Below are 14,976 nucleotides of genomic sequence, written 5' to 3' on the forward strand. Positions count from 1 at the left end.
ACGGAAAGAAAAAGGTGTACACCTTTTTCTTTCTCCTGCTCCTGCTTTTTCTCTCTTATTTTTCTATTTGGTCTTGCGGTTGGAAGGACGTGTTGGTTCTTGGTAGAAATTAAGGGATAAGGGGTGTACAGAAATGACGTTGGTGGACAATATTGAACGCAGCGCGCGGGAACATGCAAACCGGACGGCATATATGTTTCAGGGAATGCAGGCAACTTACGACGAACTGTATCGGCAAGCTAGGAACGTGGCAGGTTATCTTTCAAAAAAAGGAGTGGGGAAAGGCGATCATGTGGCATTGCTTTTAGGAAATTCTCCTCACTTTTTAATTTCTTATTACGGTATATTGCTGACGGGTGCAGCGGTTGTGCCGATCAATCCGATTTATACCTGGAAAGAAATTTTGTATATTTTGCATGACAGTCGGGCCAAGGTAGCGATAGCGATTGCGTCTTTATTGCCCACGTTTGAGAAGGTGAAACAGACGCTACCGAATTTGCAGGAAGTTGTGTTAGTAGGCGGCGAATCGGAGCACGAGTGGACGTCTGCATTTGAAAAAATGATAGCGCATTCAAGTGAAGGATGGCGACGGCCGGACATTACGGAAGACGATCTTGCGGTTATTCTTTATACGTCAGGCACGACCGGCCAACCGAAGGGAGCCATGCTTACGCAGCGCAACATGGCATCCAATGCTGATTCGCTCGCCAAGTATCTTGGTGTGACGGCGAATGACCGATTTGTAACGGTGCTGCCGATGTTTCACGTGTTTTGCATGACGGTGTGCATGAATGGGCCGGTGGCGCTTGGCGCGACAATGATAATTTTGCCGAAATTCAGTCCGGTAGAGGTCGCCGCAACCATCCGGGAACAGCAGGCTACTGTTTTTGCTGGCGTTCCAACGATGTATAATTTTATTATGCAGACGCCTTCCATTGTTCCAGACGATCTAGCGTCGCTCCGCTTCTGCATTTCCGGAGGCGCGTCGCTGCCTGTGGCGTTGCTGCACAGTTTTGAGAAGAAATTCAACAAGGTAATTTCTGAAGGATACGGGTTATCGGAAGCGGCGCCAGCGACGGCGTTTAATCCGGTACACGGCGTGCGTAAGCCCGGTTCTATTGGCGTGAATATTCCAGGCGTAGAAAACAAAATCGTCGATGCGGAAGGTGTAGAAGTGGAGCGTGGCCAGGTGGGTGAATTGATTGTTCGTGGACCGAATGTAATGAAGGGGTATTTGAATATGCCGGAAGAAACAGCGCGTACCATTAGAGACGGTTGGCTGTACACCGGAGATATAGCATATATGGATGAAGACGGCTACATTTTTATTGTCGATCGGAAAAAAGACATGATTATTGTGGGCGGCTACAATGTATATCCACGGGAAGTGGAAGAAGTGCTGTACGAACATCCGAAAGTGGTGGAAGCTGCGGTCATTGGCGTGCCGGACGAAAAGCTCGGTGAAACGCCACAAGCCTATGTAGTGGTAAGAGATGGTTCGCTAACTGAAGAAGAGCTTAAGACACATTGTCGCAAGTTCCTTGCCAAATACAAAATACCGGACAAAATCATCTTCATTGACGAACTTCCAAAGAATACAACAGGTAAAATTTTGCGCCGCGCATTGCGCGACAAAGTATTGAACCAATAAAGCTCAACACTAAAGCATGTTCTTAACAGGATGCATCACATCGTACGTGTTGATAAATCAAAATGCAGGATAAAACATCCGTCTTTTCTTCCAGTGCTTACGTTATTTTTCTGCCAAAGAGGGTCTTCTATCTGCACCTTTTCACCGAAAGCGGGATTTGCAAAGCATTTGAGTAAAGTCAATGGTAGAGACAGTCTAAGGTCGCTGTTTCGCTTTTGTGCGTTTCAGTATCGGGCAGAAAGATAAAAAAGGTGCGATGGAAGAAATGGCGGATGCTTCCCCTCCTTTTTCCCTGGCAAGCACAGAGCTTGGTGTAGACCCAGCAAACAAGGTCGTCTGTATTATATGTCTTTGAGTTTGGCGATAATGTCTGCGGCGTTTTTGTATTTATCGGGTGTAAAGTGCTTTTCAGCCCAGTCGATAAGTTCAGGACGGCCATTAAGCACGTATGTATCTTCGCCCCATTCTGTGGAAATTTCCCGCACAACAATTCGTGCGCCCTCCACTTCCGCTGTAATCATATTCCACTTGTCCTCTTTATAAACCACGTGCTTTTTTGTCATTTCCGTCTCATACCTTTCTTCATTTTACGTATACTCATTTCAGTGTATCCATTGACTGGACAAATTGCAACTGCTACCCTAGTGTCGTACAAATTTTATGTAAAAGGTGAATGCTGTTGATTACGAAAACTCAAATGCGTCGCATTCTTGACACATTTGCTGAGATGTTTCCAGACGCTCATTGCGAATTAAACCACACAAATCCGTTTGAATTGACGATTGCCGTCGTTTTGTCGGCACAGTGCACAGATGCGCTTGTTAATAAAGTCACGCCTCACTTGTTCGCGAAATACAAAACGCCGGAAGACTATTTGTCTGTGCCGCTTGAAGAGTTGGAACAGGACATTCGCAGCATCGGATTATACCGCAACAAAGCGAAAAACATTCAAAAGCTGTGTCGCATGCTGATAGAAGAGTATGATTGTGAAGTGCCGCAAGATCGTGACGAACTGATGAAATTGCCGGGAGTTGGCCGGAAAACCGCGAACGTGGTTGCTTCCACTGCGTTCGGTGTGCCGGCAATTGCGGTCGATACGCATGTGGAGCGTGTTTCAAAGCGGCTTGGCATTGCGCGCTGGAAAGATACTCCGTTGCAGGTGGAAGAAGCGCTAATGAAAAAAGTACCGCGCGAGGAATGGTCTATCACCCATCACCGGATGATTTTCTTTGGAAGATATCATTGCAAGGCTGTTAATCCGCAGTGTGAAATTTGTCCGCTGCTGGATATATGCAGGGAAGGAAAGAAAAGGATGAAAACAAAATTGTGAAATTAATTAAAAAATATTGATAATTGAGTGGCAGTGGGATATAATTTAAATATAATTAACCCGGTGTCGCTCAGTGAAAGTTTGCCCTTTCACCTACAGTGATGCTATACTCTTACACATTTTTTAAAAACTGAGGGATCGACTGAACCCTGGGCATGAACCAGGGAGGACAAAGCGAGACCGGCCAGTTATATCGCAGCTGATTTTACGCTTACGATATGACTGGCCTTTTTGTTATCTGCCTTGTTTTCTCATTAAATAATGATTCAAATAACACTATGTAAGAAAGGGGAATGTCTGATGCATTTCATGGATGTATGTATTTCTTGCGGTAGAGAGCTGGCTTCCTGGGAGAAAAATCGTGTCGAATGTTTGGATTGCCGGGAAATTGCTTGTGAGACATATAGCGATGATCATAGCATAGACGGAAACATCGAAGATTACACTGCCTGATTTTCCGTAAGGAAGAGCGGCCGGTTGCGACAGACCGGCCGCTTCGTCGTTTAGGCGCGGTGAATAACTCCGAAGACTAACATATATACAAATATGGTAAAGTATAATAAGAAGCAGGAATTCTTTTCCCACCATACGAAATGATAAAAAGAAGAAGGAATATAAGCCAACGAAAGGGGGAAGCGGTTGTTGCCGCACCAGACAATGGAACAAACTTCACAAAAAACGATCCCGAAGCGTTCAGAAATAAAGCCTGAATTTAAGTGGAAATTGGAAAGCATTTTTCCGACAGATGAGGCTTGGGAACAAGAGTATAAAAAAGTCCAGGAACTGATTGAAAAAATTGAAACGTACCAGGGAAAGCTCTCCGAAGCTCCCAGTGTAATCGCTGAATGCATGAAAACGTACGAAGAGCTTGGACTTGCCATGGAACGGGTCTATGTATATGCGCGCATGCGCCGTGATGAAGACAATACGAACACGAAATATCAGGCCCTGACCGATCGCGCATCTTCACTCAGCATTCGTGTTTCAAGCGCTGTGTCATTCCTCGTGCCAGAAATTTTAAGCATGCCGGACGAAAAATTGGACAGCTACATAGCAGATGAGCGGCTTTCAAAATACCGTTTTTATCTGAATGAAATCAAACGGCAAAAGGAGCATGTTTTAAGCGCGCAGGAAGAACAAGTCATCGCCCAAGTTGGCGAGCTTGCGCAGGCGCCGCAAACGATTTTCGGCATGATTAACAATGCTGACATGGTGTTTCCAAACATTAAGAATGAGAACGGGGAAGAGGTGCAACTTACGCATGGGCGCTATATTCATTTTATAGAGAGTTACGATCGCCGCGTGCGGCAAGATGCCTTCAAAGCGATGTACGATACGTACCGTAAGCAGAAAAACACGCTCGCCGCAACATTGAATGCTAGCGTCAAAAAAGACGTGTTTTATGCGCGCATTCGCAAATATCCATCAGCGCTGGCGGCTGCGCTTGATAGCGATAACATCCCGGTAGAAGTGTATACCAATCTGATTCAGGCGGTGCGCGACAATCTGCCGGCCATGCATCGATACGTTTCGTTGCGCAAGAAATTGCTTGGTGTTGACGAACTGCATATGTATGACTTGTATGTGCCGATGGTGAAAGAAGTGAAGATGAACATTCCGTATGAAGAAGCGGTTCGCCTTGTCAAAGAAGGGTTGGCGCCGCTCGGCGACGATTACCGTCGTGTGCTGGACGAAGCGTTCTCCTCTGGGTGGATTGATGTATACGAAAACGAAGGAAAAACGAGTGGCGCATATTCGTGGGGCGCGTATGGCACGCACCCGTTTGTGCTTATGAATTATCAGAACAACGTCAACAATTTGTTTACGTTGGCGCATGAAATGGGTCATGCTCTTCATAGTTATTACAGTGATAAACATCAGCCCTATCTGGATGCGCAGTACAAAATTTTTGTGGCGGAAGTCGCATCTACGCTTAATGAATCGTTGCTTATGGATTATATGTTGAAAACTACGGAAGACCCACGCCAAAAAATGTATCTTGTAAATTATTATCTTGAACAGTTTCGTGGAACCGTGTACCGCCAGACAATGTTTGCTGAATTCGAGAAAACGATTCACGAAAGGGTGGAAGCAGGAGAGCCGCTAACGCCGGACACGTTGTGTGGCCTCTATTACGACTTGAACGTTGATTACTATGGCCCGGATATGGTTGTAGATGAGGACATTAATATGGAATGGGCACGTATTCCGCATTTCTACAACGAGTTCTATGTATACCAGTACGCGACCGGATTTTCGGCGGCCACGGCGCTGTCACAGCAAATTTTGCATGAAGGAGCGCCGGCGGTAGAAAGGTATCTTACATTCTTGAAGAGCGGCGGCTCCGATTATCCGATTGAATTGCTGCGTAAGGCGGGAGTCGATATGGCGTCGCCGAAACCTGTTGTTGAGGCGCTTAAAGTATTTGCGCGCCTGCTAGACGAGATGGAAGAATTAGCTACATACGTGTAAGCCTGCATCCCCGCAGATTGCGGGGATATTTTTTTGAAAAGCGCAGGATACAAGATAACGCCTCGTTCCCTTGTAATAATTGGTTAGCTATGAAAAATGGTCCTATTGTAGGAAAACCATTCATGTTTTTTTGCGTCTAAACTATTGGCTGAGCTTGTTCCAAGAAAAGTGCGGACGTTCCATCGGAAAGGAGATGTGTCACTGGCAACTTAGAGAAGGTAAGGGAGCGAGAAAGAATGAGAAAAATAAGATGGCTGCTTTGGATATTTTTATTGTTGGCTGGCTGGGTGGTGCCCGCGGCAGTGCAGGCAGCTTCGGCGATGACGCTTGTCGTCAATGGAAAAGAGGTCAAGCCTGACGTTCCTCCGCAAATCATCAACAAACGTACGATGGTTCCGATTTATTTTGCGGGGGAGGCGTACGGTGCCAAGGTAGAGTGGGACAGACAAACAGGTACGGTAACGATTGATAATCGGGCTGGAAAAGTAATTAGGATGCAACCTGGCAAAAAAACCGCCTACGTAAATGGGAAGGCAATGACACTTGAAGTAGCGCCTATGATTGTCAAAGACCGCGCCTTTTTGCCGCTGCGCCAGATCGGTGAGTGGCTAGGAGCGACCGTTGGGTGGGACGCCGCGTCCAATACGGTGATTATCAATAACAAGAAAACGATCGCCGTAAACGGCAATCCCTTGACGCAGGCGCCTGTTTACCAACTGCCTTACGGTCACTTTGTCAAGGTAAATGATGTGGCGAAGCCGCTTGGTTACGAGGTAAAAACAGAGGCAAAGAAAGTGATTCTTGAGCAAGGAGCAGAGAAGTACACGATCGGGCAGGCTTCGGCTGCACAGTCGAACGGATACCGCCTGATTGACGGTACCTTTGCTGTTACTCCAGAATTTCTTTCACAAGTAATTGGAGCAAAAGCCGATTGGAACGAAGAAAAAACCGCATGCACATTGGACAAGCTACAATACATTACGGGTATTTCCCGGACGGATGATGGCATCAGCATCGAATCAGAAGGGAAGATGACGTACAGCCATTTTACGTTGTCCAATCCGTACCGTATTGTCATCGACTTTAATCATGCGCGGCTAAAGGAAGGGTTTGATGCGTTTGTAACTTCAGCGAAAGTGGAAAGCGTACGCTATAGCCAGTATAGCCTGTCTCCGGACAGGGTGCGCGTTGTTGTACAGTTGTTCGAGCCGCATAACTATGAGATTATCGCAAGCGAAGGCGTAACGAAAGTTGTGCTGAAAGAAGCCAAGCCGACGCCGCCTCCTACGCCTGCTCCGCAGCCGGACAAACCGGACGCAGCGAAACCGTTTGTCATTGTGCTGGATCCGGGACATGGTGGGAAAGATTCCGGTGCCATAGGAACAGCGGGAAATCCGGAAAAGTCGCTCGTACTGTCAATCGCCAAGGCAACGGAAGCGAGCTTGAAGCAGCACAAAAATTTTAAAGTTGTGATGACACGTTCTGGCGATACGTATCCAACGTTGCAGGAGCGCGTTCAGCTAGCAAATAACCTGAAAGCGGATGTATTTCTATCGTTCCACGCGAATTCGGCTACCTCGAGCGCAAATGGAACAGAAACGTATTACAGAACGCCGCAGAGCAAAGAATTTGCTTCGATTGTTCACAAGCATTTGATCGAAGCAACGGAATTTTATAATCGCGGGTTGCGTACGGCAAACTTTTATGTTATCAAGAATACAAACATGCCGTCCGCGCTCGTTGAAGTTGGGTTTTTGACCAATGCCGCGGAAAACAAAAAAATGCTTGAGCCCGAGTTTCAGAAGCGCGTAGGGGAAGCATTGGCAGCCGCTATTATCGAGTATTACAACAAGCATCATTAAAATATTATAAAAAGAAAGGCTTTTTTCAAGATAAAGAAGGGCCTTTCTTTTTTTTGTCTAATTTTCTAAGATGAGAAAAAACACATGTGGAAGGAGCAATGGACATAGATGGTATGGCAGCGTATTCGCTCTTTTTTATTTATCGCGTTAGGAAGCTTTTTATATTCCATTGCAGTAAATTTGTTTTTTGTTACTAACAAGCTGGCGCAGGGCGGTGTAACGGGGATTTCCCTGTTATTACACTACACAGTTCATACGCCTGTTGGTTTGTTGATCATTTTAATCAATATTCCTATCTTCATTCTTGGGTACATTGTGCTTGGCAAAGGTTTTTTGCTGCGGAGTGCATATGGGATGCTTATGACCTCCATTTTAATTGATGTGACATCGTCGTGGCAGGTGCCGCCGCTACAGAATGTGATTTTGGCACCGTTGTACGGGGGAATTATTGCGGGCACTGGGCTTGGGTTGATTTTCCGCGTGGGCGGTACGTCCGGCGGAGGCGATATTATTGCGCGCGTCCTACAGCATAAATTCAAGCGAATTGATTTAGGGAAATTTTTGTTTGGCATTGATTTTACGATTATTGCTATTTCCGGAGTCGTTGTTGGTGTTGAGCGGGCGATGTTGACCGTTGTGGCTGTATACGTCAGCGCGCGTGTGGTCGATCTGCTTTTGTCCGGCTTTCAGAAACAGCGCAGTGTCATTATTATTTCGAATAAGCCGGAAGAGATTACGCAAGAAATTCATAAACAGTTGGTGCGCGGGGTGACCATGTTGCATTCCATGGGCGGATACTCGCGCCGTGAAGGAGAAGTATTGCTGGTGGTTGTGCAGTTGTATGAGATGGACAAATTGCGCCAGATCATTGAAAAGATAGACAATCGCGCGTTTATCCTTGCGTTTGAGGCGAAAGAAGTACAGGGAGAAGGATTTAGCTTTCCCTCCCCTGCACGCAGGCATATCCAGACGCCAAACCAGTAGGCATAGAAAGCAGAAAGACAGACAAAAAAGAGCGGACGCGACGGTTTCACTCTTTTTTGTTTTTTATAATTGTTTTTCTCTTGGTTCCAGGGTGGAAGGTGTTTCGGTCGGAATATTTTTGGGTATTATTTCATCAGCTGACAAAATGTATCGACGGGCGCCAGGGATCCGGGATAAAAGCTTATGGGCGATAGCCATAATCGGCAGTTTCATTGTAAGCTTGCCAACAGCGATGCCGATAATGGCACCTACAATAATGTCGAGTGGATAATGCACTCCAACATATATCCGCGAATAGGACATAATGACTGCGCACGGTAGCGTCCAGACGATGGATTTCGGAAATAACCGGTACAGGATATACATCGAAACAAAAGAGGACACTGCGTGACCGGACGGAAACGAAGACGAAACCGGCAAATGGATGAGATGATTGATATGTTCCTCTGCCATCGGTGGCCTGGGCCGTGCGACTATAAATTTTATAATGTTTTCCACTACGCCGCCAATTCCAATTCCGGTAAATAGTGTGGCTGCCGGACGAATTCCGCCGACACGGCGGCGATTGAGCAACAGAATGAGAACAATAAGAAACCAGAAGAGCCCTTTGTCACTGATGCGGGTGGCGAAAATCATGAACCAGTCAAGCGAAGGAATATTCAACCGGACATTAATCCAGTAGAACAACTGCTGGTCAAGGGAAAGAATAGATTCCATATATACCACCTGTATTTTGGTAATAAGGTTTATGAAACATAACACATATCTAAAACGTTGTTGTTAATGGTAGTTATTTTATATGATGCTTGAATGCGATGCAAGCTTTTGCTTCTAGAACAGAGCGTATCCGCTTTAAAAAATAGAATTCAGTCAAAATTATATAGCCTAGGGCGCTTGTTTTTGCGTGAAAATGAGATAAGATATAGATTGGCAGACAGTATAATCATGGCAGAATATAAAGAGAGAAAGGGAGACGAAGCGTGTTATTTCCTACTCCAAAAAGGATGGAGCAAATGAACCAGAACGAAATGTCTGCGACCACAGTAGCACCACTATCTTTGAATGAGAAGCCGACGCGGCACTGGCTTCGTGCGGTGGCATGGGTGTTATGGATATTCTTTGCGATTCTCTCTCTCGCGCTTGGATGGTTTTACTTTACGCCGCAAGGCACAAAAGTACGGGAGATTGTCGCAGAAGCGGTATATACATCGAAACAGACAAAGTATACATGGCTGCTTGTAGGATCAAGCGGTGTGGAGAAGATTAAGGAAAATTTTCGTAGGCAGGCGGCAGCGAACCATCTTGTGAAGCAGGACATGAGTTTGGTAAAGGTAGCTCCCCCAAATCCTTCCCACCGGATCACGCCTTCTTCGCTTATCCATGTGGAAGATATCCGGGGGGAGACGTATGTTGGAAAAATTATGTATATTAAAGATCCGCGCTATATTCATGTTGTAGCCAGCCATAGTCCGGGAGGAGAGAAAGTCAGCAACATGGCGACGCGCGAGAACGCGCTGGCCGCGATCAATGGCGGCGGATTCTTTTTGACGGATCGGATGGAAGATATGACAGGGCCGGAGTTTGAAGGTGTAGAGAGAATTATGCACCCGCTTGGCATCGTGGTGAGCAAAGGTAAGAAAGTGATTGGTGATGAAAAAGCAAAACACGACATTGTTGGATTTACAAAAGATGGCGTGCTGATTAGCGGTCGTTACACGTATGATGAGATGAAAAAGCTGGGCGTGCAGGAAGCGGTGAGTTTTCTGCCGCGCCTGATTGTAAACGGAAAACCGATGATTACGGAAGGCGATGGTGGCTGGGGAGTGGCGCCCCGCACAGCAATCGCGCAGAAAGCGGACGGCACTGTCATGTTCCTCGTCATTGATGGGCGGGCGATTCACAGCTTTGGTGCAACATTGAAGGATGTGCAAGAAGAACTCCTGAAACGCGGTGCCGTTAACGCGGTGAATTTGGATGGCGGTTCCTCGTCCAGTATGTATTATCGGGGGAAAATTATTACTAACCCTTCCGGCATGGTTGGAGAAAAGCCGATGCCGAACGCGTTTATTGTATCTAACCCCGTGCTTGAGAATGGCGGAAGCGTGGCTTATCAAGCGCGAAAAGAAAAGTATTCGTAAGATAAAAGGTTGGAAAGCAATTATGATATAGGCACTGAAAAACTCGCGAGGGATTGGCCCGCGAGTTTTTCTTATGAAGGTCTTTACAACTTTCTAATCACAAACATATCTTCGAGCACCAGCCAGTTTTGCGGGAATTCGTTGCCGAGCACCCAATAGCTGACGCCGCGCAGGCCGAAGCGGCTTACAAGTTTATAGCGTGCTTGTATGCTGCGCGCGTCTTCGAACCAGACGATATGGTTTCTGCCGCGGGTATCACGGTAACGGAAGAATGGAGCTTGCGCTTTTTGGTCATACTGAATGGCGGCGTTGTTTGCGAGTGCGATTTCTAGCGCTTGTTGCGGGCTAACACTGCGCGCCCAGCCCCCTCCTGGCATATACGGTAGCGTCCAGTCGTAGCCATATAAATTCACGCCCATCATAATTTTTTTCGGTGGAATTTGCGATACGGCAAACCGGAGTACTTTTTCAACTTCGCCAATCGGTGAAACGGGAAGTGGCGGGCCTCTGCTCCATAACATAGGCATTTCTAGCTCTGTGTTAGGTGAACTATCCACCACTTAGTTATCGCTTGAAGTGGGGGCTTCTTGACTGTTCAGTTAAATTCCAGTTGCACAATCTGTACTTTCTTATTCTTGCGGTTTTTGCGCTGTTCATCGGGTAAGTCTACAACCATTCGCTTCACAAGTAAGTATACCATATGCTTTTTCTCTTCTGGACTGGCATATGGCCATAAGCGCCTGGTGTTCGTAATAATCTCAATCAATTCTTCCTGAGATAGTGACTTTTTTTGAACGGTGTAGGATTCAAATTTCTTCTTGATGTTGGATTCTTGCTCGCGTAGCTCCCCGATCCTCTCACGTAATTCTTCAATTTCGATTAATCCTTCAGAGAATGCAATTTGTAGTCGCTTACGTCGTTCATTCATTTTCTTTAATTCAGCTTCTAGCCGATCATGTTCGGAGCGTTCTTTTTTGTGTGATGATTTTCGAGTTGTTTTGGCAACAGTCGAATAGGAGTCGGTGATTTCATCTAACTTCTCTGCAAATGCCTCTTCAACAAGGTAGTCGGTTAGAGCGGGACAGTCGCATTTTTTGAACTTTACGTTCTGACATAAATATTGCCGAATCGTATATCCACTTTTTTTACGAATCGTATGACCTACCATAGAGCTTCCACATCGAGCGCAGCGGAGAAGCCCGGAGAAAACATACGTTGAGGCAATCTGACGGGGATGCATCGGGCGTTTTCGTTGCATGATGAGCTGGGCATGTTCGAATGTTTCTTTTTCGATGATAGCCGGATAGACCCCTTCAAGTAAAATCCAGTCTTCGGGAGCATTTAGTTTAGCACCATTTCCGTATTCTTTGTAATTCCACCGCAGAGCGCCGTAATAGGCAGGGTTGTTTAAAATATCAAAAATTGCTGTGCGTTTGAACTCATTTCCTTTTTTTGTTCGATAGCCTAGTTGATTGCATTCTACAGCAATGGAAGCCATACCAGCCCCTTGCAGGTAACGGTCATAGATAAAGCGCACAACAGAAGCTTCTTTTTCGTTTATAACAAGCTTTTGGTCAACCAGTTCAAATCCAAATGGGGGAGGGCCACCAGGACGACGTTCTTGGCGCACCATTTGCTCCATACCGAAGCGCACTCTCTCGGCCAGGTTCTCTCTTTCCCATTGGGCTAACGCAGCTACAAGAGTCAAAAATAAACGTCCTATGGCACTTGTTGTATCGTATACCTCGGTGGCTGACTTAAACTTTACCTCATATTTTTCAAATTCCTGAAGCAGCTTATAGAGATCGAGTACAGATCGGGTAAGACGATCAAGTCGGTAGACAAGAACGATATCCACTTTCTTGTTCCTGATATCCCTCATCATGCGTTGCAGCTCCGGGCGGTTTGTGTCCTTTGCTGATACACCTTCTTCGATGTAATGGTCGAATATGTCCCAGTTCTGTGATTGAACGTATTGAGTCAGCCGTTCCTTCTGAGCCGGTATTGAGAATCCTTCTTTGGCTTGTTCATCTGTCGAGACCCTTATATATAGCGCTGTACGCAATGCTATCCCTCCTGTGAATATTGTGGATAAACTTGCTAATAACAGGAATATATGTTCTATTTTATGACGAAAAAGAGAGCCTGAGGGTGGCTTATCCCCCGGCAATAACTTCGGCTGATTCCCCTTCATTATCAAACATTTCAACAGATCCGCCGTTTTGAACTTCTATGCTGGATTCTTTTTGAACATATGAAAACACGTCATAAGAATAGACCATAGAAATAGTAATAATGTAAATGAGAATAGTGCTAACCAAAAATCTTTAAATATGGGCTAGGAAGCGGCCAATAATGAGCCCCATATAATCAAATGTAACGGAATTATAGATTTGATTCCTTTTTGTTTATTCCGATACCAAAGATATGCACCATATATAGCTGCTCCGAATCCACCTATCCAAAGAATGTTCTTTAATATCCAAACAACCAATTCACCTGATGTTCAATCCCCATATGTAAACCCCTCCAGAAATGTTTTATTTTTCCATCCCAAAGGTGTAAATAAAAACGACTTCTTAATAAAAAGCAAGGGAAGTCGCCATCAATTCTAGCTGTTAATTATTCTGTTTTTCTAAATTATCAAGGCGAATATTGAGTTTTTTAGAAAATACCTTGCTGAAAAAGAGTTATCAGAGAGTGATTTTGCAACAGTAATCGGGGGAGCGCATCGTACCGTAAATCGCATACTTAATGGTAAGCATAATCCTGGTAGCAAGTTTATTGTCTGTGTCCTAAGAAATTGTGAAAATATAACCTTTGAACAGGCATTTTCTTATACATTTTCATTACCAAAAGGTAATAAAAACAACTCTAAATCAGCCTGAAAGAAGGTGAGAGCATGAACATCGAGCAGCATCTTGCTGAACTAGGGAAGGAAGTCACCAAATAGATGATAGCTACTTGATACGCTTGAGTTCGCGCAGTTCGGTTTCTTGTTCCAGGGAGCGAAGAGCAAGCGATTCAAGGATTTTGTCTTGGCGTTCTTGCCCTTCAATAAGGCGAGCAAGTAAATCATCGTGTTTTTGTAGTGTCTCTTTTAGTTCTGTTACATCACCTTGTATGTGCGCTACATCCATCTTAAGTTGTTCGAGCGTGGCGCTTTGTACGTCCAAACGTTCGATAATTTTGTTCAGTAAAACTTTTGTTTCATCCATAAGAGATCATCCTTTCAAAGTTTGTAGAAATGTGGTTAACGCTTTCCGTTCCTTTGGTGTGAGTTTCTTGGCAGTCTCGATGAGTTGCAGGAGGTCGGGGGGCAGGTTGGGGGTATATCCAAAAAATTCCCCCAACGTTACATCCAGTGCTTCGCAAATTGATGTCAGCTTATCAATAGATGGTGTGGTTCTGCCTTTTTCTATATCGCTTAAATAAGGTTGTGAAATATGAGCTTTTTTTGCAAGTTCAACTACCTTCATACCTTTTAAAGTTCGTAAGTCTTTAACTCTTTGTCCAATATCCAAAATAATCACCCACCTATCATTATATAGCTGACAACTATATAAAAACAGAAAAACTGAATAAAAAATATCGTAAATAACTATCTTTTTTCTTTTTATATCGCTGAAAACGATATAATAGAAAGTGAAAAGAGGCTGACAGCGATGAAGAAAGTCAGAATGGTGAGAAACAGCAAAGACATGACTCAAAATGAACTTGCTGATAAAGCTGGAATCGCTCAAGCATACCTGAGTGAAATTGAAACTGGTAAAACCATTCCGTCAATACCAGTTTTAAGACGCATCGCCAAAGCTCTCGGCATAATGGTCGCCGAACTGCTGGATGATGAAACAAACAGCCTAAGGAGGTGAAACCTTGAAAACGACTGAGCAACGTCTCGCTGAGCTGGAAGCTCGAGTTGAGAAGTTGGAAGCCGCTATCGGAAGAACTCAAACTTGCCAAAATCCTAGTTCTTCCGAATACCATAATTCGACAGGGAGAGAGGAAAATCTTACAAATTAATAAGTTTAAATCACAGGGCAGTCCTCGTTGTCCTACACCATATCTTTAAGCAAGAAGGGAGGGGAGGATATGAAGCAATCCAAGACGATCATCATTTTCAACACACCTCCAGAAGAACTTTTTAAGCAGTACTTTGACTATCTTGCAAACTCGGGTATCCCCGAGCGTGTATTGGCAGCTGAAGCAGAAGAAAGAGCCAAACAGCAAGAGAAGTCCAAGCCCACTACGCCTACTACCGGGTGAATCCCGGAATTTTTCTTCGGGACAAGCCTTTAAACGAAGGAAAGGAGGTCAGTGCATGAACCACCAAGCCGAAGAACTTCGCAAAGAAAGCGAAGAAATCAGTCGCGGCATCGATCGGGTTTTTGCACAGCGCACGCCGGAGCAAAAGCAACAAGAGCTGGCACGACTGATCGAAGCTGCTCATCGACTACTGGGAAACGCCCGGCGGGTGAAAGGTGGTGAAAGGAGATAGTTGGCTTCTACTTTTATTATCCTATCGAAAGGGGGGGGAGC

14 protein-coding genes and 1 pseudogene are annotated in these 14,976 nt (G+C 45.2%); 9 read left to right on the forward strand and 6 right to left on the reverse strand.

Annotation, left to right across the window (positions count from 1 at the left end; all coding sequences use genetic code 11):
• Positions 1-133: 133 nt before the first annotated feature.
• Positions 134-1,651, forward strand: a complete 1,518-nt coding sequence (locus K3F53_RS08080; RefSeq protein ID WP_220560313.1) for a fatty acid--CoA ligase family protein — start codon at positions 134-136, stop codon at positions 1,649-1,651.
• Between the two features lie 341 nt (positions 1,652-1,992).
• On the opposite strand, the gene K3F53_RS08085 is transcribed toward K3F53_RS08080, so the two are convergent.
• Complete coding sequence (locus K3F53_RS08085) at positions 1,993-2,214, reverse strand: hypothetical protein (protein ID WP_057899039.1); 222 nt, start codon at positions 2,212-2,214, stop codon at positions 1,993-1,995.
• A gap of 116 nt (positions 2,215-2,330) precedes the next feature.
• Here K3F53_RS08085 and nth point away from each other — a divergent pair, with 116 nt between their 5' ends.
• From nth to K3F53_RS08105, 4 genes are all read left to right on the forward strand, one after another.
• A complete protein-coding gene (gene nth, locus K3F53_RS08090) occupies positions 2,331-2,981 on the forward strand; it encodes an endonuclease III (protein ID WP_057899038.1) in 651 nt (216 codons plus the stop codon).
• Positions 2,982-3,638: 657 nt separating this feature from the next.
• On the forward strand, positions 3,639-5,453 hold the full coding sequence (pepF, locus tag K3F53_RS08095) for an oligoendopeptidase F (RefSeq protein ID WP_220560839.1): 1,815 nt from the start codon (positions 3,639-3,641) through the stop codon (positions 5,451-5,453).
• A 236-nt stretch (positions 5,454-5,689) separates the two neighbouring features.
• A complete protein-coding gene (locus tag K3F53_RS08100) occupies positions 5,690-7,315 on the forward strand; it encodes an N-acetylmuramoyl-L-alanine amidase (protein ID WP_057899037.1) in 1,626 nt (541 codons plus the stop codon).
• A gap of 108 nt (positions 7,316-7,423) precedes the next feature.
• On the forward strand, positions 7,424-8,299 hold the full coding sequence (locus K3F53_RS08105; RefSeq protein WP_057899036.1) for a YitT family protein: 876 nt from the start codon (positions 7,424-7,426) through the stop codon (positions 8,297-8,299).
• Positions 8,300-8,362: 63 nt separating this feature from the next.
• Here the strand turns inward: K3F53_RS08105 and K3F53_RS08110 are convergent, their stop codons facing one another.
• Positions 8,363-9,016 carry a phosphatase PAP2 family protein gene (locus K3F53_RS08110; RefSeq protein WP_057899035.1) on the reverse strand — a complete coding sequence of 218 codons (654 nt, stop codon included), beginning with the start codon at positions 9,014-9,016 and terminating at the stop codon, positions 8,363-8,365.
• Positions 9,017-9,312: 296 nt separating this feature from the next.
• On the opposite strand from K3F53_RS08110, the gene K3F53_RS08115 reads away from it, so the two are divergent.
• Positions 9,313-10,437 carry a phosphodiester glycosidase family protein gene (locus K3F53_RS08115; RefSeq protein WP_220560321.1) on the forward strand — a complete coding sequence of 375 codons (1,125 nt, stop codon included), beginning with the start codon at positions 9,313-9,315 and terminating at the stop codon, positions 10,435-10,437.
• An 83-nt stretch (positions 10,438-10,520) separates the two neighbouring features.
• Here the strand turns inward: K3F53_RS08115 and K3F53_RS08120 are convergent.
• The 4 genes and pseudogenes from K3F53_RS08120 to K3F53_RS08135 form a co-directional block, all read right to left on the reverse strand.
• Positions 10,521-10,952 (reverse strand): annotated as a pseudogene (locus tag K3F53_RS08120) (glycosyl hydrolase family 18 protein); the annotation flags it as partial.
• Between the two features lie 80 nt (positions 10,953-11,032).
• On the reverse strand, positions 11,033-12,502 hold the full coding sequence (locus tag K3F53_RS08125; protein WP_057899032.1) for a recombinase family protein: 1,470 nt from the start codon (positions 12,500-12,502) through the stop codon (positions 11,033-11,035).
• Positions 12,503-13,397: 895 nt separating this feature from the next.
• Positions 13,398-13,655, reverse strand: coding sequence for a hypothetical protein (locus K3F53_RS08130; protein ID WP_057899031.1), 258 nt, complete (start codon positions 13,653-13,655; stop codon positions 13,398-13,400).
• Positions 13,656-13,661: 6 nt separating this feature from the next.
• The gene (locus tag K3F53_RS08135; RefSeq protein WP_091259901.1) at positions 13,662-13,961 is read right to left on the reverse strand and encodes a helix-turn-helix domain-containing protein; all 300 of its coding nucleotides are present in this window, start codon (positions 13,959-13,961) and stop codon (positions 13,662-13,664) included.
• Between the two features lie 141 nt (positions 13,962-14,102).
• On the opposite strand from K3F53_RS08135, the gene K3F53_RS08140 reads away from it, so the two are divergent.
• From K3F53_RS08140 to K3F53_RS08150, 3 genes are all read left to right on the forward strand, one after another.
• Entirely contained in the window at positions 14,103-14,309 is a 207-nt protein-coding gene (locus K3F53_RS08140; RefSeq protein ID WP_057899030.1) for a helix-turn-helix domain-containing protein, read from the forward strand.
• A 220-nt stretch (positions 14,310-14,529) separates the two neighbouring features.
• Positions 14,530-14,703, forward strand: a complete 174-nt coding sequence (locus K3F53_RS08145; RefSeq protein WP_156424053.1) for a hypothetical protein — start codon at positions 14,530-14,532, stop codon at positions 14,701-14,703.
• A gap of 55 nt (positions 14,704-14,758) precedes the next feature.
• Entirely contained in the window at positions 14,759-14,935 is a 177-nt protein-coding gene (locus K3F53_RS08150) for a hypothetical protein (protein WP_156424052.1), read from the forward strand.
• Positions 14,936-14,976: the final 41 nt, after the last annotated feature.

Source organism: Aneurinibacillus thermoaerophilus (genome assembly GCF_019603355.1).
Lineage (GTDB): Bacteria > Bacillota > Bacilli > Aneurinibacillales > Aneurinibacillaceae > Aneurinibacillus > Aneurinibacillus thermoaerophilus.

Bases quoted from the DNA above. Each gene is read 5' to 3' on its own strand.
- K3F53_RS08080 (WP_220560313.1), top strand. From the start codon at position 134: ATGACGTTGGTGGACAATATTGAACGCAGCGCGCGGGAACATGCAAAC.
- K3F53_RS08085 (WP_057899039.1), bottom strand. From the start codon at position 2,214: ATGACAAAAAAGCACGTGGTTTATAAAGAGGACAAGTGGAATATGATT.
- pepF (WP_220560839.1), top strand. From the start codon at position 3,639: ATGGAACAAACTTCACAAAAAACGATCCCGAAGCGTTCAGAAATAAAG.
- K3F53_RS08100 (WP_057899037.1), top strand. From the start codon at position 5,690: ATGAGAAAAATAAGATGGCTGCTTTGGATATTTTTATTGTTGGCTGGC.
- K3F53_RS08105 (WP_057899036.1), top strand. From the start codon at position 7,424: ATGGTATGGCAGCGTATTCGCTCTTTTTTATTTATCGCGTTAGGAAGC.
- K3F53_RS08110 (WP_057899035.1), bottom strand. From the start codon at position 9,016: ATGGAATCTATTCTTTCCCTTGACCAGCAGTTGTTCTACTGGATTAAT.
- K3F53_RS08115 (WP_220560321.1), top strand. From the start codon at position 9,313: ATGAACCAGAACGAAATGTCTGCGACCACAGTAGCACCACTATCTTTG.
- K3F53_RS08130 (WP_057899031.1), bottom strand. From the start codon at position 13,655: ATGGATGAAACAAAAGTTTTACTGAACAAAATTATCGAACGTTTGGAC.
- K3F53_RS08140 (WP_057899030.1), top strand. From the start codon at position 14,103: ATGAAGAAAGTCAGAATGGTGAGAAACAGCAAAGACATGACTCAAAAT.
- K3F53_RS08145 (WP_156424053.1), top strand. From the start codon at position 14,530: ATGAAGCAATCCAAGACGATCATCATTTTCAACACACCTCCAGAAGAA.
- K3F53_RS08150 (WP_156424052.1), top strand. From the start codon at position 14,759: ATGAACCACCAAGCCGAAGAACTTCGCAAAGAAAGCGAAGAAATCAGT.